The 20,242-nt window shown below is 51.7% G+C and carries 11 protein-coding genes; 4 read left to right on the top strand and 7 right to left on the bottom strand.

Going from position 1 to position 20,242, the window contains the following annotated elements:
• Nucleotides 1-39: 39 nt before the first annotated feature.
• The 7 genes from ACGHAD_RS01390 to ACGHAD_RS01360 form a co-directional block, all read right to left on the bottom strand.
• Entirely contained in the window at nucleotides 40-1,485 is a 1,446-nt protein-coding gene (locus ACGHAD_RS01390) for a tryptophan 7-halogenase (protein WP_382416687.1), read from the bottom strand.
• Complete coding sequence (locus ACGHAD_RS01385; protein ID WP_382416685.1) at nucleotides 1,485-3,035, bottom strand: tryptophan halogenase family protein; 1,551 nt, start codon at nucleotides 3,033-3,035, stop codon at nucleotides 1,485-1,487. Before ACGHAD_RS01385 ends, ACGHAD_RS01390 begins: the two co-directional genes overlap by 1 nt.
• Before the next feature lie 133 nt (nucleotides 3,036-3,168).
• Nucleotides 3,169-6,507, bottom strand: coding sequence for a TonB-dependent receptor (locus ACGHAD_RS01380; protein ID WP_382416683.1), 3,339 nt, complete (start codon nucleotides 6,505-6,507; stop codon nucleotides 3,169-3,171).
• A 682-nt stretch (nucleotides 6,508-7,189) separates the two neighbouring features.
• Nucleotides 7,190-9,646, bottom strand: a complete 2,457-nt coding sequence (locus ACGHAD_RS01375) for a glycoside hydrolase family 3 N-terminal domain-containing protein (RefSeq protein ID WP_382416681.1) — start codon at nucleotides 9,644-9,646, stop codon at nucleotides 7,190-7,192.
• 166 nt (nucleotides 9,647-9,812) lie between these two features.
• The gene (gene xylA / locus ACGHAD_RS01370) at nucleotides 9,813-11,144 is read right to left on the bottom strand and encodes a xylose isomerase (RefSeq protein ID WP_382416679.1); all 1,332 of its coding nucleotides are present in this window, start codon (nucleotides 11,142-11,144) and stop codon (nucleotides 9,813-9,815) included.
• An 83-nt stretch (nucleotides 11,145-11,227) separates the two neighbouring features.
• The gene (locus tag ACGHAD_RS01365; protein ID WP_382416677.1) at nucleotides 11,228-12,154 is read right to left on the bottom strand and encodes an aldose 1-epimerase; all 927 of its coding nucleotides are present in this window, start codon (nucleotides 12,152-12,154) and stop codon (nucleotides 11,228-11,230) included.
• Between the two features lie 6 nt (nucleotides 12,155-12,160).
• On the bottom strand, nucleotides 12,161-13,648 hold the full coding sequence (locus ACGHAD_RS01360; RefSeq protein WP_382416675.1) for a xylulokinase: 1,488 nt from the start codon (nucleotides 13,646-13,648) through the stop codon (nucleotides 12,161-12,163).
• 270 nt (nucleotides 13,649-13,918) lie between these two features.
• On the opposite strand from ACGHAD_RS01360, the gene ACGHAD_RS01355 reads away from it, so the two are divergent.
• The 4 genes from ACGHAD_RS01355 to ACGHAD_RS01340 all read left to right on the top strand — a co-directional run bounded on the left by ACGHAD_RS01355 (nucleotide 13,919) and on the right by ACGHAD_RS01340 (nucleotide 20,235).
• Complete coding sequence (locus ACGHAD_RS01355; protein WP_339617013.1) at nucleotides 13,919-14,647, top strand: NrtR DNA-binding winged helix domain-containing protein; 729 nt, start codon at nucleotides 13,919-13,921, stop codon at nucleotides 14,645-14,647.
• Between the two features lie 400 nt (nucleotides 14,648-15,047).
• The gene (locus tag ACGHAD_RS01350; protein ID WP_382416672.1) at nucleotides 15,048-17,924 is read left to right on the top strand and encodes a glycosyl hydrolase 115 family protein; all 2,877 of its coding nucleotides are present in this window, start codon (nucleotides 15,048-15,050) and stop codon (nucleotides 17,922-17,924) included.
• A gap of 167 nt (nucleotides 17,925-18,091) precedes the next feature.
• A complete protein-coding gene (locus ACGHAD_RS01345; RefSeq protein ID WP_382416670.1) occupies nucleotides 18,092-18,517 on the top strand; it encodes a DUF6491 family protein in 426 nt (141 codons plus the stop codon).
• 191 nt (nucleotides 18,518-18,708) lie between these two features.
• Nucleotides 18,709-20,235, top strand: a complete 1,527-nt coding sequence (locus tag ACGHAD_RS01340) for a hypothetical protein (protein ID WP_382416668.1) — start codon at nucleotides 18,709-18,711, stop codon at nucleotides 20,233-20,235.
• Nucleotides 20,236-20,242: the final 7 nt, after the last annotated feature.

The following is a 20,242-nucleotide window of genomic DNA, read 5'->3' as shown; positions in this document are numbered from 1 at the left end:
TACCTCTGGAACAAAATCTGAAAATCACGGCCGTTACTCTTAACGACCCAATAATCTCACCAAAAAGTCGGCATAGCTCGGCATACTAGAAGCAATACCGTGAATTTTTTTCTCAAGCTTATTTAACGCCTTATTCACATCACCAGAGGCAATACGGTCTAAGGTTATATCCGTTAGCGCTGGTGCGCCCATTAAGCCATACAATAAACTTTTCCACTGCTGAGGCTCTACCGCATCTGTCGCAGCGGGCAACAACCGTCCAGTACGTGAAAAAACCTCACTTTGAGACGGTACATCACCGGCAGCTCTGTAGCTTTTGTTCACCAATGTAAACATAGTGGCGTTAAAGCTAAATGCTTCATTTATATAGGCAGACATATTCCGATTATACGACTGAATAAGAGCCGGCTTCACTCCAGCATCAGGCAGCTGATCAACAAACTGTACCAACGCCGCCATTATTAAGCTTAAACGTGAAAACGCCGGACCTGGTATTTGTAGCGCTCGCTCGCCCAAGCGCAAACAGTTTTCATCCCATATTGATGCTAAAGCGCAATAAGATTTCTTAGAAAACTGCCAATCAAAGCGCGCAAGAGGTTTACTAGCGCAGAGATCAGCTAACGCTTTCTCACTATCGCTGTACAAACTGCTTTGCTCTATCCGAGCACTGTTAAGGGTATCGTGCAGAACATTTTTAGCCGTGCTTAGCTGGCGAGCGGCTGAATTTGGTGGTGCCTCTCGCCAAGACTGCGCAACCTGAACCGCTGAGCAGCCTGACAACAACGAGTGCATTGCGACATTTTTGCTCGCTTCTTGTAACACGCCATTGGCACTCAGGTCGACCCAAAAATCAGCGCAAATCTTCTTGCCAGACGAACACAAAAGCGACGCTATTTGACCACGATTTAGTGAGATAACGGGGGGCTCATTAACGGCGGATACATGTGTTGCCCCCAGCCGTGTTAGTTGATGCTTTAAAAAATTAACGAGCCTATCTGTCTCTAGGTGAACTCCATACCGCAACAACGCTTGTAAGTCTGGCCGATCCGCGCCCGCCACCGCAAACTTGCCCTGCTGCGCAGCGGTAGCCGCCACACTCAATGCGTCGAGATTATGAACACCTCGCTTTGCATAATTCGAATACGCTGCCCCTACCAAAACACTGTCGCTAGGCTCCAACCCCAACCCACCGTGAGGAACAAAAAAGCGGTTATGAACACTGCGACAATCAAGCCCTAGCGAGTAACCTCCCCGGCATTGTCTGATAAGATCCAGCTCACCGATTTGCATCAACTTGAGCAAGCGTAAAACTTGCGGGCTAAGTGCCTCCAGAGGCGCAGTATCAACGTTAGCGCAGCCACCAAGTTCAATGCACGTTACCGCCACATTAAAGGGCTTAAGCGCAGCCGTTAAAAATGCCGTCGAAAACCATAACTCGACACCTTGGCCCACTATCGCAATATGCTTAAGAGGTTGTTCTGACATTACAGTTTCGTCCCATACAAGCTTAACGACGAAGGAGGGTAAGCCGCCGCACCCATTTTTATTTTAGTGAGCGCCTCGGCATGGGATGGCAAGTGTCGTAACTCGGCAACACAGCCTTTATGGACACGCTCTAGATAGCGTTCAACATCAGCCAATGCAGGCACATTGACTCGCGAATCGTAACGTTCGGGGATCAAACCCTGGCCGAGATACACGGCCAGCCAACTGGCGGGCATAAATAATCCTTGGCGGTACTGCTCTACATGCCCGCATGTTCGAAAAAGGTTCACTTTTTCGGTCAAAGATTCTGGCAACTCCATGGCCGAACACGTCCGCCAAAAGGCACTATCATCGCGGCGGTTAAGCCAATAGTGAAGGATTAAAAAGTCGCGCACCCGATCATATTCGAGATTCATTTGACTGTTATAAACCTCTCTCTCGACACCGACACCCTCATGACCGGGGAAAAACTCCAGTAGTTTCTGAATCGCCACTTGGATTAAATAGATACTGGTAGACTCTAACGGCTCTAGAAAACCAGACGACAACCCAATCGCGATACAGTTGTGCGCCCAGCACTGATCGCGCTTACCTGTCTCAAACCTGATAACACGCGGGTCACCTAGCGCGGGCCCATCCAACTCAGCCAGTAGGCGACTGGCAGCCTCATCATCGGACATGCCCTGTGATTGATAGACTAAGCCATTGCCGGTACGAGTTGTCAGCGGGATACGCCAACGCCAACCGCACTCGTGGGCAAACGCTTGGGTGTAAGGATGGGGAGCGGATACTTTTTCACAGGCCACCGCAACGGCGCGATCGCACGGCAGCCAATGACGCCAGGACTCATAGCTGACGTTTAATGTTTGTCCAAGTAACAACGACCGAAACCCGGAACAGTCGACAAAAATCTCAGCCATCAATCGCTCGCCGCTGTCCAGCTTTATTGCCGCGATAGCGCCTGAGCTAGTATTGAGTTCGGTATCGACAACCTTACCTTCGATTCGCTGAACGTCGCGGGCAAGTGCATAATCTCGTAAAAATTTTGCGTATAGCGTTGCATCAAGATGAAAGGCATAACCGTATTCACCACGAGGCCCGTCGGACGAAGACACAGGGTAATCAAATTTACCCGCAAGGGCGGCCTGCACAGCAAAGGAGTAGTCACCAAACGATCGAGCTTTTCCCTCCGCATGAAGCCTGAGCCAATAGTGATGAAAGTCTACGCCATTTATATCGTGTCCACATAAACCAAACGGGTGAACATATGACGAGTCTTTATCGCCCCAACCGTGAAACTGGATACCAAGCTTATAAGTGGCATTAGTCGCCCGCATAAACTCGTTCTCATCAATTCCGAGCATGTCGTTAAATTGTCGAATGTGAGGAATCGTAGCCTCGCCCACACCGACCGTGCCAATCGCGTCAGATTCGACCAGCCTAATACGGAAATGCTCTGGATCAAGAAACCGTGACAGCGCGGCGGCCGTCATCCAACCAGCCGTCCCGCCCCCCACTATAAGAACATCTCGTTTATTCTTGTACTGCATGAGGCCTCTTATATTTTAATATCTCAGTACTATTTACCATTCGGGGCATTAATCACGCCTAGCCTCAACTTATCATACGGCCAAAAAAAATGCGCACTCGAAAGTGCGCATTTTTCACAGCTTTAGCTGTGGCTTAAAAGTTTGCTCGTACCACAAACGCAGCCCTACGGTCTTGCTTAAACCAAGTCCGACCAGCCTCCGTCCCTTCATCATCTAAAATCATGAGAGTTTCGGTTTGCGTATCCAGAATATTAGTAAACTGCATCCCCACCTGGACATTATCTGTCACATTATAGAACACAGATGCATCCATATAGCCTGCATCATCATTCCAAAGCGGGTAAGTACTAATCACATCCCGTGTGGTTAACAAGTACTTAGAGCGCCAGTTATAAGCAACGCGAGCACTCCAGTCGTACTTTTCATACATTAGCACCAAGTTAGCAGTGTGCTCTGACTGACCTTGTAGCGGCACGCTGTCCAAACTAACCCGCGCCCCGGTATCGCCATCGCCACCAATATAATCAGCATCGTCGGCCGGAACTTCGTTATTTGGCACCCCACTGGCATCAATGTAGGTGTAGTTAGCTTGAACACCAAACCCATCAAACGGCTCTGGCAGCATGTCAAAGAACTGCTGATATGCCAACTCAACACCGTCCATTGTACCTTCACCGCCATTACGGGTTCCGGTCACATCGGCGGTTTCAGTCACACCCGTGGTCGGATTGGTGTAAGTCTGCGGGAACGCCCCATAAATAAAGAAGTTATCTAAATCTTTATGGAACAACGTAGCTGTCAACGAGCCAACAGGAGAGAAGTACCACTCCAGCGACAAATCATATTGAGTTGACTCCATTGGATCTAGGTACGGGTTACCCCCATCGCCGGTCCAACCACTGACATAGGCACCTTCAATGCCTGAGTACTCAGTATCAGGTGGCGGGTTGTCCGGGTCAACCTGAGGCTGGTCCACCTCAACAGACAATGTGCCCAAGTCTGCCTGGTTTTTCACTTCCCCCATATCTGGTAATGCTATGGCCTGAGCGGCGGCAAAGCGCATGATTAAATCATCAGTCAACTCAACCTTTAAGTTAAAGCTAGGCAAAAAGGTATCGTAGTCTGATACTGCCCTGAGAAGGCTTTCAGCGTTGTTACCAAAGCTTCGCTCCTCATCTGATAAGTAATTAAAGCGGTCGCCCGCCCAATTATTTTCTTCAGCATCGGCGGCTTCTTTGATAGTGGCATACTCGCCGTTATCAACCTGCCCTTGCAAATAAGCTTCTACCGAGTCGCTAGTTAAAGGCAAACCTATATCCGACGGAGCCGCATCTTCTGGCACCAAATCAGGGAATGTCACAGAACCTATGGCTTCACGCTCAAACTTCACATACCGTAAGCCGACGTTACCGCTAAAGCGAATCGCATGCTCATCCGAACCGAAGTCTAACCGTACGTACGCCGCATGATTGGTCTCGGTCGTGTCGAATATCTGACCTGGACTAAAAAGCCCATACTCATTATCTAACTGGACATCTGTCCGATCAGGATAGGGAACCCAATCACCAGCGCCATTTTTAACAATGTCTCGACGCAAATAGAGCAAGTCTTTAACAAAATCTTCCGTTGGATGAATCAACCCACCGCCCGGAATGTCAACGACACCACCACCGTGGAAGTCACTCCAATCGACAACCTCATAATCCTCAGATTGCTCATCAACGTTGGGCAAGAACAAGGCTGGGTTACCACCAGAAAACTCAGGGCCTACGCTACCCCAGTTCCAATCGGTATTGCGCACAGTTTGTTGGCGCTCAGCATAGCGGACGCCAGCCTTAACCGAGCGCAACATACCAGCGTCACCATCAAAGTGATATGTACCATCAATGCGACCCGCAACAGAGTCGCCCTCAGAGCGCTCGTAGTGATCCATCGCCGAACGCCACCAGTAAGAGTTTGGGTCTTGGAAGTAATTGCTATCGCCAGCCTCATCATTAGAGAAGCCCGGATAGCCAGTATCATAAATACCACCGCCGTTTTCCCGATCGGCATCACGCACACCGTTCCAAGGATCAACCAATGTTAAGTGCGGGGTAGAGCCAGTCGTGTCGTAATCTTGCAGCGCGTGAATACCTAAATGCACAACCAGATCATTATCTACCGTCTCGGCTTGCACATACTGCAAGTCAGTTTCTAACTCAAAGCGGTCGGTAGGCGTCCACTTAAAGTTCACCGCAAAGTCGTCAACCACGGTATTGGTTTCTTTAAAACGACGCTCAGATTGGTATTTGTGGCCAAATAACGCAATCCCCTGATCTGCACCGACACCGTCATTCCAAGCACGGGGAATACGATCAGCATTGTCGTCAGCAGCGCGCCACCCTTCTGAGTCCCCCATAAAACCAGATTCAAACAAGCCTTCGTCATCGAAGCTAAATTCGGTACCGGCCACGGGACGAGTAAAACGCTTATCGGTTTCAGCATCTGGATCGTAATATCCCCCTTGATACTTCATGGCCGTCTCGGTCCAAGCCAAAGACGCATCAGAGCGCATAAATTGGACAGTCGCTTCCATCGTGTCATCGGGGCTTGCCCACTGAAAAGCAGCCGCATAGCCTTGCCGCTCGCGGTCATCTTCTTTCATCAGGATATTTGAGCCATTGGGCATAAAGACGGTACCCGTACCGTCACCCACAAACTCTTCTGCACCCGGCAAAACCGAGGCATCATATAGCACGTAAGCATCACTCTGAATGCCGTGAGACTCGCCATAAAGCTTTGAGTAAGCAAAGTTCACCAGGAAGCCAAATTCACCGGCGTCTGTATCCCAGCGATCACTGTACAGGCCCGATACGGTTGGACTGGATTTCTCCGCCATATCACCGTAGGAGATATCACCACCCAGTGACATCACTCGACCGTCAGAATCAAACGGTTTGCGAGTGCGCAGGCTCACCGTGCCACCAATACCGCCTTCAATCATATCGGCCGTTTGGTTTTTGTAGATATCCACGCCGCCCATCAACTCTGGCGATACATCCTGAAAACTTAAGCCCCGACCAGAGTTTGCAGTGAAAGAGTCGCGACCATTAAATTCACTTCGAGTCGCGGTCATACCGCGAATAATGGCACCAGAGCCTTCCACACTGAAGTGATCTGGGTCATCGGGACCGGCAAAGCGCTCAATGGATACACCGGGCAAACGCTGCATGGCCTCAAGCACACTGCGATCGGGCAATGAGCCGATGTCCTCTGCCGATATCGCATCGACAAAGGTATCTGCATCGCGCTTAATATCTTGTGCATTTTGTAGGTTTTGACGAGCGCCCTGCACCACGATCTCTTCTAGCATTTCCGTGTTTCCGGCAGCGTTATCCTGGGCTGAAGCAACAACACTGGTTAGCACGAGCAGGGAGGATGCGAGGGTTACAATCCCGGGTTTCATACCGGGGGTACGGGTACGAATAGTCATAGCATGATCTCTTTTATAGTTATTAATACATGAGCTTTATATGTGGCATGACCAGCAAGGCTGATATCAGCACGACAGCTAGCGCCTGGGCACGGCATGTTAGCGCTGTCACACCTTAAGCGTGGCCATTACCGTTAAATAATGCTCGTTTAAATCTTAATAGTCAAACCCCAAAAAAATCATATTTAACGCATTATTTTCGGCTTTATTGCAAATTTTAGGTTTGAGCTAAGTCTATTTATACGACAGGATCTATTAATAGTCAAGATGACCATTAACAATTAATTACTTTGTAAACTCCACACCAGCAAAGGGTTAGGGCTGAAAAACACAATTTTTGATAACACCCAGCGCTCGAACGACAACAACAAAAACAGTAGCGCGACCGCTCATGGCGACCGCGAGGCAAACCACACACAGGAACGGCACAACAGGCCCAAGACACACAGCTACCCCCAACTCAAAAAAACACCAAGATAGGCAGGACATGTTATCGCTAACACGCAGGAAAGACAAAAACCGAACAAAAAACCGTAGCTTTATACAAAAAACACCCAGAAGAGATAGTTAACGTTAACATTTGCGAGCTTAAACAGCTGAAGGGGTTCACGCTTTACAGAACTAGGACAACACAGGGCAAGAAGGCACCCACCCACGCGAGAGCATAGGGTGGGTTACCGCATTAATTTACCACAACATTTGTGAGGTAAGCTTTTTGCTCGCCAATCACCGTTGTTTGTCCTGCAACCGCAAACTCACTGCGGGCGCGGATATCGGCTGACGAGCTACCTATCATCACCTCAAAAACGCCGGGCTCTAAAATGTACTGCAGCTCTTGGTCATAAAAACCCAGCTGATTGGCCGCAACTTGGAAGCTCACCGTACGACTCTCGCCCGGCTTAAGCTCTACGCGTGCAAAGCCTTTCAGCTCTTGCACCGGGCGCGTAAGTGTGGCGATTTTATCGTGCAGATACAGCTGAACAACCTCTGTACCGGCACGTTTACCGGTGTTGCTCACTTTAACGCTGAGGGTAACACTGCCACCGGCTTTAACGGGACTGCCTTTAACCGCAATATCGCCGTATTCAAAGTCGGTATAGCTTAAGCCGTGCCCAAAGGGGTACAGGGGCGACGAGTCGCTAAAGGCATAGCCTCGTTTGGCGGTTTTTTTATGGTTGTAGTACACCGGAAGCTGTCCTACCGAGCGAGCAATCGTGACCGGCAGTTTTCCGCTCGGATTCACATCGCCAAATACGGTTCGCGCCACAGCGTGGCCGGCCTCTTGCCCTAAATACCACAGCTCCATAATCGCGGGAGCTTTTTCGGCCAATACCGGTATCGCCAGGGGCCGCCCGTTTTGCAAAAGAACGACCGTAGGAGTGCCGGTAGCCAATACTTTCTCTACTAACTCGCGCTGATCCCCCAACAACTGTAAATCGGTGCGATCCCCTAAATGGCTTTCCGCCCATCCTTCGCGAGAGGTCTGCTCATTGCCCCCGACCACGACCAACGCCAAATCACTGCCTGCGGCAAGTTTAACGGCCTCATCCATCAAGCCGCGCTTATCCTTGGCCGTTGCTAATACGATGTCGTCGCTATTCCAGCGCTCTTTGGAGCGAGTATTGGCAGCGGCCGAATCAACACCGGCCTTACCTGCGTCAATAGTAAGACGAGTACCACGGGCGAACGTCACCTCAGCCTTGCCCTCGAGATAGCGCTCAACACCTTCGAGAATACTCACCGTATGACGCGGGACATCGCTATAGCCCCCCAACATTCCCTCATCGGCGTGTGGGCCGATCACCGCAACCGATTGCAATTGCGCTGCATCAATCGGCAATAGTTCACCATCATTTTTTAGCAAGACAATGGCCTGCTCAGCAACGGTTTGCGCCAATGCTTTATGCTCGTCATTGCCAATAAACTCAGCAACACCGTTAGTATCAACGTAAGGCGTTTCAAACAAGCCGAGCATAAATTTTTCATGCAACACGCGAGCAACAGCAGTATCGATTAACGACTCATCCACTTTGCCCTGCTCGACTAAATCCACCAGCGCGGGGTAAGTATCACCGTCGGGCAGCTCCATATCCACGCCCGCTTGCAATGCGGCCACGGCGGCCTCTGCCTTGGTGGCGACAATCTGATGCCTCGTCATCAGCTCGGTAATGGCGTAATAGTCACTAACCAACACACCATCAAAGCCCCACTCACCACGAAGAATATCGTTCAGCAATTTACCATTGGCATGCGACGGCACACCGTCAATCTCATTGTAAGAGGCCATAACACTACGTGCACCGGCAAGTTTTACCGCTGCCTCAAACGGAAACAAAAATATTTCGCGCAAGGTACGCTCACCCACGGGGGTCGGTGCGATATTCATACCGCCGGAGGGCTCACCGTGACCGGCCAAGTGCTTTAGTGTGGCGATCACCCGATCTTTGCCAATCACATCGCCCTCGCCCTGAAAGCCACGCACAGCCGCAACACCCATTTCGGCAATCAAGTAAGGGTCTTCGCCCATGGTTTCTTCAATGCGGCCCCAGCGCGGATCGCGCGCCACATCCAAAATAGGGGTTAACGCTTGCTGCCCGCCACGGCGACGCACTTCGGCGGCGGTCACGGTGTACATCTGTTCAATTAATGCAGGGTTCCAGGTACTAGCTAAACCTATCGCCTGGGGAAAGCTGGTGGCATCGCGCGCGGCGTGACCGTGTAACGCCTCTTCATGAAAAATGGCGGGGATACCTAAGCGGGTATTTTCAAGCAACCAGCGCTGAGCATCATTCACAAACGCAACGGTTTGCTCAGGCGTCTTATTGGTAGTGATTTGCTCTTTATTTTCCGCCGGACGAGCAATTTGCCCAACCCCAAGCCCCAAAATAGCGCTGGCTTTGGCGTCAGTAAATGCTCCATCGGTCATCTCTAAATCTTGACGGGCGGCCCAAACCGCCTGCAACTGAGCAACCTTTTCCTCAAGGGTCATGCGTCCCAATAAATCTTTGACCCGAGCGTCAACGGACAAGCTCGAATCTTTATACGCGAGATCATCGGCAGCAGAAGCCGACGCTGCGCCGATTAAACTCGCTCCAATTAGGGTCATCATCGATAAAATTTGCGCACGGCGAATCATCATATTGCGTCTCTCCATATTATTATAAAACTAGCACAACACTGCTCATCATGGGCATAAACAGCGGGGAGCCTTAATATCTGTATAAAAAAATGGGCTCGCTGCTCTCGCACCGAGAACACCAAACCCATTTTAGACAAAGGGCACCTAAATGACCTTTAAGCAATCATTAACGAACAAAACGGTTAATAATGTTTTCGTACAGCTCTTGCTGGCCACTGGTTTGCGCGGGCTCGCCATTGGCGTTACCGATAGCGGCTAGCGCTTCCAGGCTCAGATCACCCGCTTCAAATTTAGCACCGTCACCGCCATCAAAAGTGGCGTAACGCTCTTTGCGCATGGCTTCCAGCTTAGAGTTTTTCAGCAAGTCATCGGCAATAATTAACGAGCGAGCAAATACATCCATCCCGCCAATATGACCGTGGAAAGTATCAACCAAATCAGTCGAGTTACGACGACGTTTCGCATCGAAGTTAACACCACCACCGGCCCAACCGCCGGCGCGCAACAACACCAGCATCATCTCGACTGTTTCATTAATGTTGTAAGGGAACTGATCAGTGTCCCACTGGTTTTGGTAATCGCCACGGTTGGCATCAATCGAGCCCAGCATGCCGGCGTTCGCCGCCACTTGCATCTCGTGATCCATGGTGTGGCTCGCCAACGTCGCGTGGTTAGTTTCGATATTCAGTTTAAAGTCTTTGTCCAATCCGTGATGACGCAAAAAGCCGATAACGGTTTCACTGTCAAAATCGTATTGGTGTTTAGACGGCTCCATTGGTTTTGGCTCGATCAGGAAGTTACCTTTAAAGCCATTGGCACGACCGTAATCGCGAGCCATGGTTAAGAAGCGTGCCATGTGCTCTTGCTCACGACCAATATCCGAGTTGAGCAAGCTCATGTAGCCTTCGCGGCCACCCCAGAACACATAGTTTTCACCACCCAGGGCGATGGTCGCATCGATAGCATCTTTTAACTGCGCACCAGCAAAAGCAACCACGTTAAAATCTGGGTTAGTAGACGCGCCATTCATATAACGTGGATTCGTAAACAAGTTGGAGGTGCCCCACAACAGTTTCATGCCAGAGGCGTCTTGCTTCTCTTTGGCCCAGCCGGTCCACTGCTGCAAACGCTGCTGTGTTTCAGCGCGGCTGCCACCTTCTTCAATCACATCGACATCGTGAAAGCAGTAAAAAGGCGTACCAATCTTAGTGAAAAATTCGAACGCAGCATCAAGCTTCATACGAGCGCGAGTTTCTGCATCCTTGCCTTCGTTCCAAGGAAATTGCAGCGGACCGGGGCCAAACGGGTCGTGACCTGCGCCACAAAAAGTGTGCCAGTAGCAGGTGGCAAAGCGCATATGCTCTTTTAACGTCTTACCGGCCACAACGCGGTTTTCGTCGTACCATTTAAACGCTAAAGGGTTATCCGATTCAGGACCTTCGTAGGCAATTTTGCCAACGCCTTTAAAGTATTCTTTATCACCAATGAGTACACTCATATCACATCACCTTTGCTAAAATTAGCAGCTTTCCCGCGGGTGCTACTTAGTCTATTAAATCGTCTTATGGCTCTAGAAAACCTCTAGACACTCTTAATTAGACGCACACCAAATGCGCCCTGATATTGCTGGCCGGGCTCAAGCACTTGCAGCCCTTCACCAGTATTCAATGCATCGATACCGCAACTCATGGGCTCAACCGCTAACGATTGCCGCTCAGGTGGCGTGTATAACTGCAGAAAATTCATGCCGTGCACGCCGGTTCGCTGCCATAAAGCCAACCCAAAACCTGCACTTTTATTAAAAAACCGAACACACTGCTCACCTTCAACACTACCGTCTAAGGCAAAACAATTATCCAGCGCCGTATCACCCAGTAATGTCGGTGCACTAAAACGTTGATCGGCGACATAATCACCGGTGGGCAGCATGCGATCGTCGATTGCGCAGCGCTGTATGTCAGGAGTCTGCAAATGACACTCTGCCAAGTCACAGCCCAACGTGTAGTAAGGGTGCCAGCCCGTACCCAGCGGAATGGGCTCAGCATCACGGTTGGTAACTGTTAGCTCGACGTCTAGGGCACCTTCCGCACGCAAGGTATAGCTCAGCTCAACATCGACGGCAAAGGGGTAACCCGGCTCGGCCTTGCAAGCGTAGCTCAAGGTAATACTATGTGCCTCAGCGGTTTGCTCTTGGCCGACAACACGCGCTTCTGTGCGATGTAAAAATCCATGTAAAGCGGTTTGCGTGGCCGCCTCGTTCACGGCAAATTGATAGCGCTTGCCGGCAAATTGATAGCGTCCATCTCGCAACCGGTTTGGGAACGGAAACAGCACCGCACTGCGATAACCTGGGTTATGCGGCAACTCGCCGGGTGCGACACCGTCAATCACATTGCGCACTCCTTGGGGCGTCGCAAACTCCAGTGCATTGATCATGCCACCCAATGCTGGGTAGAGCGTTAAGCTGGATTGCCCGGCCCGCAATTGAATTGCTTTAGTCCCTGTCATAGCCGATTAATCCAAACGAGGCAGCTGTTCCTGCCAGGCTTGATAAGCCGCTTGGTATTCACCGGCCTGGGCGCTGTTCGGGGTAATAACATCGATGCAATCCAAACCGGCAAAGGCCTCGCTCGCGCTGGCATAATAGCCACTGCCCAATGCCGCGCCGCGCGCCGCGCCGGCGGCGCCATCTGTGTCATAGACCTCGATCGCCGCCTGCGTGGTATTGGCAAAAGTCTGAGCAAACACATCGCTTAAGAACATATTGCCTTTGGCGACTTTAATCACCTCACAACTACCGCCCAAACTTTTTAACACATCAAAACCTTGGTTAAGGGCAAAAACGATGCCCTCTTGCGCCGCCCGAACCATGTGCCCCAAGCCGTGACGGTTAAAGTCGATATTGCGAATATGCGCACCGAGGTTTTGATTTTGATAAATACGCTCTGCGCCATTGCCAAACGGATGGAACACCAAGCCCTCGCTGCCCACAGCGACCTTCGCGGCCAAGTCATTCAGTAACGGGTAGCTTACCTCACCACCGGTGGCGAGCATTTGTCGCAACCAGCTATACAAACGCCCAGTACCATTAACGCACACCAAAACACCGTTGCGGCGCTCAGCCTCTGTGTCGGTGACGTGAACAAAGGTATTCACCCGCGATTGACGGTCGGCCGCGTTATTATCGGTAACACCGTAAATCACCCCTGAGGTACCTGCCGTAGCGGCCACTTCACCGGCCTGCAATACATTTAAACTAAAAGCGTTGTTGGGCTGATCGCCCGCGCGATAGCTGATCTTGACTCCGCTTTTTAAACCGAGTTCAGCCGCAACAGCATCGCTAACACTACTTTGCTCGCCGATATTGGGCATTACGGTAGGCAGTAACGCCTCTGGTATACCCCAGTGCTCCAGCAGCCGCTTGGCCGGCGCACGATCGAGGTAATCCCAAAAAGTACCCTCTGACAAACCCGACGGTGTTGTGGTTATCTCACCCGACAACCGCATGGCGATAAAGTCCCCCGGCAACATTGCTTTGTGCACCCGGGCAAACAACTCTGGTTCATTTTCTTGCACCCAACGCAATTTAGCGGCGGTAAAGTTACCCGGTGAGTTGAGCAGGTGATCAAAACAATAATCGTCGCCCAGCGCCTCTAGCGCTGCTTGACCGTAGGGCACCGCCCGGCTGTCACACCAAATAATAGAAGGACGCAGCACTTGCTGTTGGTCATCCACCAACACCAAGCCGTGCATCTGATAAGAAATGCCCACCGCGTCAATTTGCTTCAGATCGACACTGGTAGTGGCGGCAATTTTTGCCAGCCCTTGCTTAACGCACTCCCACCAGGTGTCTGGATCTTGCTCGGCAAAGCCAGCTTGAGGGCTACTGATGTCCAACTCTGTGTCTGGATAAGAGACTGCCGCCAGAGTGCGGCCTGACGCACCATCAATAACTGCTAATTTGGTAGACGAACTACCGATATCGAGACCGAGAAATAACATGGCATTCCACTTATTGTCTTAATGCTTGATTGCTGACCTACCCTACTGAAGCGGTCAGAACACGTAAATTTGGGGCAGTATGCCTTATTGTCCTTTTGACCACAAGGTTTTTGCTTGAATTTTACCCCAATTTCGTCCAGATTAGCTGGCTGCTGATCTGCAGCCAGCTAAAAAGCACGTTATATTTGAATATAAAAATGATATCATATAGAAAAATATCATTTTATTTATTGACTTACATTTACTCAACCACCCCAGCCGGATAAAACAGTGCCAGATACCGACCATCCTTACACCAATCACGTCGAGCCCGCACTTACGCCTGATAACGTTATCAAGGCGCTGTCGATCGACAACCTCATCTTTGGACTCGACCACGGCACGCTGGATATCATGCTTATTAAGCACCGCGACGGTATCAGCAAAGGCCGCTGGGGGCTGCCCGGCGGCTGGATTCGCTACGATGAGAACCTGCGCGACGCCGCCACACGTCACCTCAGCGAACTTACCGGGGTGCAAAATCTGTATCTAGAGCAGCTCAAAACCTTTGGTCGAGTCGACCGGTTTCCCAGCGAACGCGTGGTTACCATCGCCTACTACGCCTTAGTAAGCGCTGAAGACTATAGTTTAGTCGCTGGTGACAATGCTGCAGACGCAAGTTGGTTTAGCGTCCACGAGCTACCCGAGCTGATCTACGATCATGCAGAAATACTGCAGTACGGCATTAAGTTTTTGCAACAGCAGGTGCGCTGTCGCCCCATTGGTTTTAACCTGCTGCCCGAGAAATTTACCTTATTGCAACTGCAAGAGCTGTACGAAGGTATTTTAGGCACCAAGCTCGACAAGCCCAATTTTCGTCGCAAAATAATGAAGATGAACCTGCTTGCCAGCTGCGACGAAAAACAACAAGGCGTCGCTCACCGAGCCGCCAAACTCTACCGTTTTGATGAGCAGGCCTACCAAGCGCTCACCGAAAAAGGCTTTTCGTTCGAGATATAACCCGCCAAACTAACGTGCGGGGCGCACTCTTGCCCGCCTCGCCCTGGCACCGGTTATGATTTTATTTTTCTTTCCCCCTTGAGCTTTTCACTTTTTCTGTCTATCTTATGGTTTTAGTGACCATAAGATGAGTTCACATAAAATACCCCAATTTTCGTGTCAGGCACCGCCCAAGCTTGGCACGACGGACAACAAACTGAAAAAAATAAAGCTGGTCTCGAAACAACGCCCAAACCAAAACGCTAAATACAACCGCGCCAACGGTCTGCACAAGCCCTCTCGATAAACCGCTTGTGGGGCAAAGCCAGCTTGCCAAGGTCGCAACGCGCGGGTATACGCCAGCCGGACGATAACAGGCACGGCTAACGCGAGCCCAGCATAAACATTAGAGCTATTTGCAATGCCATCAAACAAAGCGACAAAAATTCTTCAGTTCGTCGCCCTCACGGCGCTAATTTTTACGACCTCAAGCGCCCTAGCACTAGGCGAACCAAGCTATTTAACCGACACCCCCGAGCCCACCGATTTACGCTTGGTGGACGGCCGCAAAACTGCCACCCTATACCGCGCTAACACAGCCGATAGCGCTATTGTGTTAGCGCTGGATGATTTAAAAGACGATATAAAACGTGTGACAGGCAAGAGCCCAAGCGTCACCAGCGACCTCACTAAACTAGGTAAACAAGCGGTCATCGCCGGCGAGATTGGTCGCAATGAATTGATTGATCGGTTAATTGCGCAGAAAAAAATTGACGTCAGCGAGATTGCCAACCGCTGGGAAGGTTACTTAATTCAAGTCGTACAAAGCCCACTGGCCGGGGTCGAACAAGCACTAGTCATCGCCGGCAGCGACCGTCGCGGTGTCGCCTATGGCCTGTACAACATTAGCGAACACATTGGCGTCTCGCCCTGGTATTGGTGGGCCGATGTTCCCGTTAAAAAATCGAGCGATCTCACCATTAAAGCCGACACCCGCATAACCGATGCCCCTAAGGTTAAGTATCGCGGTATCTTTTTAAACGACGAAGCACCGGCGCTAACGGGCTGGGTGACCGAAAAGTTTGGCAACTACAATCACGAATTTTACGAGCACGTTTTTGAATTACTCATGCGCTTAAAGGCCAACTATATGTGGCCGGCCATGTGGAACAACGCGTTTAATGACGACGACCCGTTAAATATGGTACGCGCCCACGAACACGGCATTGTTATGGGCACCTCACACCACGAGCCAATGATGCGCGCCGACAAAGAGTGGAACCGCTACGGCCAAGGCGATTGGGATTACGCCACCAACCCCGACAACTTGGCCAAGTTTTGGCGCGATGGCGCCGAGCGCAACAAACCCTACGATAGTATTTTTACCATGGGCATGCGCGGCCAAGAAGACACCCCCATGAGCGAAGATCAAAACATTGAGCTGCTGGAAACAATCGTTAGCGATCAGCGCAAAATTCTAAGGGACGTGTTTTCCGATCGCGATATCACCGACGTGCCGCAGCTGTGGGCGCTGTACAAAGAGGTACAGGGTTACTACGAAAATGGCATGCGCGTACCAGACGATGTCACCTTGCTCTGGGCCGACGACAACTGGGGCAATATTCGGCGCCTGCCCACCCCTGCCGAGCGCGAGCGCAGCGGTGGCGCCGGGGTTTATTATCACTTTGATTATGTCGGTGGGCCGCGCTCTTACCGCTGGATGAACGTTACCCCCATCGCCAAGATCTGGGAGCAAATGAATCTAGCGGATGCATTTCAAGCCGATCGTATTTGGATTGTTAATGTGGGCGATTTAAAGCCGCAAGAATTCCCCATGGAGTATTTTTTGCGCTTAGCGTGGGACCCATCAGATTGGCCTAAAGAGCGACTTACCGAGTTTGGCCAGCTATGGGCGGAGCGCGAGTTTGGCGCCGAACACGCGGCCGATATTGCACAATTAGTAACGGGCTACAGCCACCACAATGGTCGCCGCAAACCCGAGCTAATGTCGCCCGACACCTACAGCCAGCTTAACTACAACGAGGCCGATCGAGTCAGTGCCGAGCTAACCGAGCTCGTCGAAAAAGCCGAGGCTATTTATGACGATATTCCTCGCGCCCAGCGCGATGCGTTTTTTCAATTAGTACTGCATCCGGTCACGGCGACTTACCTTGTTAATGAGCTCTACAACGTTACCGCCAAAAACCGTTTGTACGCCAGCCAAGGCCGCGCTAACGCCAACTTGTACGCCGAGCGCGCGCAAGAACTGTTTAACGCTGACGCCGAACTAACCAAGCGCTATCACAAACTCAACGGCGGCAAGTGGAACCACTTTATGGCGCAACCCCATATTGGCTACACCCACTGGAACAACCCGCCCGCCAACACCATGCCGGTAACTTACGATTACCAAGCCCATGGCGCCGCAGACATGGGCGTCGCCGTGCAGGGCATGAGCGGGGCTTGGCCGCAAAACGGCACGCTGGCACTGCCCGAGTTTAGCCCCTATGGGCCCACCAGTTATTACCTGGATATTTACAACCGCGGCACGGAGGCCTTCGAGTTTACCGCCACCCCCAGCGCCGATTGGATTTCCTTAAGCCGCCGCGAAGGTCGCATTGAGGTGAGCGAGCGTGTGTTCGTTAGCATTAATTGGGACAAAGCCCCTACCGGGCACCAAGACGCATCGGTACTGATTAAAGGCACTGGTTGGGGCGGCGCCACTATTAATATTAAGGCGTTTGTGCCAACACCGGAGGCACGCGCTGAGGCTACCGGTTTTGTCGAGTCGAATGGCGTTGTCAGTATTGAAGCACCCCACTACAGCGCCAAGCAATCGGCGGCCGGCGGCGACTGGCAAAGCATCGACAACCTCGGGCGCACCCAAGGCTCGATTTCCGTCTTCCCCATTACCGATACCGAATTTAGCGGCGACAAGCAAGCCCCTTGGATCGAGTACGACGTTTACCTTTTTAGCCGCGGCGAGATCACCCTGACCGGTTTGTTTGCCCCCAGCTTGAACTTTGTGCCGGGCCGCGGCTTGCGCTACGCCGTCGGCTTTGATGATGCCGAGCCGCAAGTAGTCGATGTACTTGCCGATCTGTCCAAACCGGCGTGGCAGCAGGCGGTTAGCGACGGCGTGCGGCGCGCCAGCAGTGTGCATCACATCGATCAACCCGGCCGCCACACATTGCGAATTTACGCCGTCGATCCGGGCGTCACCCTGCAAAAACTGATCATCGATACGGGCGGTTTAAAACCAAGCTATCTCGGCCCCCCCGAGAGCTACCACCGCTAAACCAAACCCTGGAGCAACCTCAGGAAGCTTTCCCCGGTCGGAGCGATCCACCGGGGATTTTTTTGCCTAAAATTTGCGGCACTAAATAGAGTGAATCTCGTCTACACTAATAATCTCAATAAAAACGCTCGACCACTCGCTTTGTTATTGACATTTTAGGAGCCAGCATGATCTCTCGAACTGCATTCACAGGCCTCGCAATCGCCGCCGCATTAACCGGCTGCAGCAGCACTATGCCCAATATATCCTCCTCACTGCTCGATACCACTGGGCAAAATGGCCGCGCTTGTATCGATACCAGCGACATCCGTGGCTACGGCGTACTGGACCAGGACGTTATCTCCATTGACGCCCGCAACAACTATTACCTCGCCACGGTCATGCCTGGCTGCAACAATTTAGAAACCTCAGCACGCGCCATGTTTAGCAGCCGTTTTTATGAGGTGTGTGGCGGCGGCATGGACCACGTGCGCACTGGCGGCGACAACTGCACCATTCGCAATATTTTTGAGTTTGCCAACCGCGAAGAGGCGTTTGCCGCTCACGATGCCGCCATGGCTGCACGCAAAGCCGCCGCAGACAACGCCGAGTAACACGCCCCCGCGCAAATCACTTATTACAACTGTCCAGCGCAACCCCCCAGCCCCGGCGCATAAAGCGCCGGGGTCCCCTACCGAATTTTACAAATCTAAACTGTCACAGGCCTGCGCGCTGCGCCATGCTTCTGCATGATCAACCACAGCTCAGAGCTACAAGCTAAAAACACAATAACAAGGAGCCCCACATGATAAATCACTTAAAACACTGGCAGCCCATTTCCCTCGGCGCGGTATTAGCGGCCGGAATCAGCTTATCGGCCCACGCCCATGATATTGGCCAGTTTGCCTCTCACAGCGATATCGGTCCCGTCGCACACAAAGGCCAAGTTGAATTTAACGCCGCCGAACAGAGCTATACCGTCAGCGCCTCAGGTAAAAATATGTGGGGCAAAAGCGACGAGCTGAACCTTGCTTTTAACGAGCTATCCGGTGATTTTATTGTGCGCGCCCAAGTGCAATTTGAGGGCGACGGCACCGACCCACACCGCAAAGCGGGCTGGGATGTGCGCGAGAGCCTAACCCCCGATTCCGCCCACGTATTTGCCGCAGTCCACGGCGATGGCTTGAGCTCGCTGCAGTTTCGCCCCAGCGCGGGCGACGACACCGATGAGTATCGCCTGAAGGTAGCCGCCCCCGATGTTATTCAGCTAGAGCGGCGCGGCGACACCTATATTTTTTCGGCCGCTAAATTTGGCCAGCCCTTTCAGGTCACCCAAGTGTCTCACCTGACATTAGCCGATACTTTGTACGTCGGCTTAGCGGTCTGCGCTCACAATGCAGATGCCACTGAACGCGCGACATTTAACAATGTGCGAATCATTAAACCCGCCGATAAAGACTTTACGCCCTATCAAGACTACATTGGCAGTAACCTTGAAATCATGGACATGGAAAGCTTCGAGCGCCGCATTGTCTATCGCGCCGCCAACTCGATTCAGGCACCCAACTGGACCCACGATGGCGCCACCCTGATTTTTAACTCCGAGGGTTTACTGCACAACTACGATGTTAAATTGGGCGCTGTTAGCGAGCTAAACACCGGCTTTGCCACTAACAATAACAATGATCATGTCTTGTCGTGGGACGGCCAACAGATTGGCATAAGCCACCACGCCAAAGAGGAAGACGGTCGCTCCACGCTGTATACCCTACCGCTAACCGGCAGCGATAAACCCACCCAGGTCACCAAGCCCGGCGTCGGCCACTCGTATTTGCACGGTTTTTCACCCGACGATAAATCGCTAATTTTTACTGCCGACCGCCAGGGTCAATACGATATTTACTCAGTCGACATTGCCACCGGCAAAGAAACCCAGCTGACCAACACCAAAACCCTTGATGATGGCTCGGAGTACAGTCCAGACGGCAGCAAGATTTACTTTAACTCTAACCGTACCGGCACCATGCAGCTGTGGCGCATGGCCCCAGATGGCAGCGCACAAGAGCAACTGACGTTTGACCGCTATAACGACTGGTTTCCCCATGTGTCGCCCGATGGCAAGAACATCGTATTTTTATCTTATATGGATGATATTGACTCGGGAGACCACCCTTTTTACCGCCATGTTTACTTGCGGCAAATGCCCGCCAGCGGCGGAGAGCCTACCATTATTGCGTACCTATACGGCGGCCAGGGCAGCATCAATGTCCCCAGCTGGTCGCCAGACGGCAAGCGTATCGCGTTCATCAGCAATACTAAACTTACACAATAGCCATAGT

Source organism: Gilvimarinus japonicus, assembly GCF_042847215.1.
Lineage (GTDB): Bacteria > Pseudomonadota > Gammaproteobacteria > Pseudomonadales > Cellvibrionaceae > Gilvimarinus > Gilvimarinus japonicus.
The sequence above is the reverse complement of the archived record's forward strand: the minus strand, read 5'-3'. Positions and strand labels throughout refer to the sequence as shown.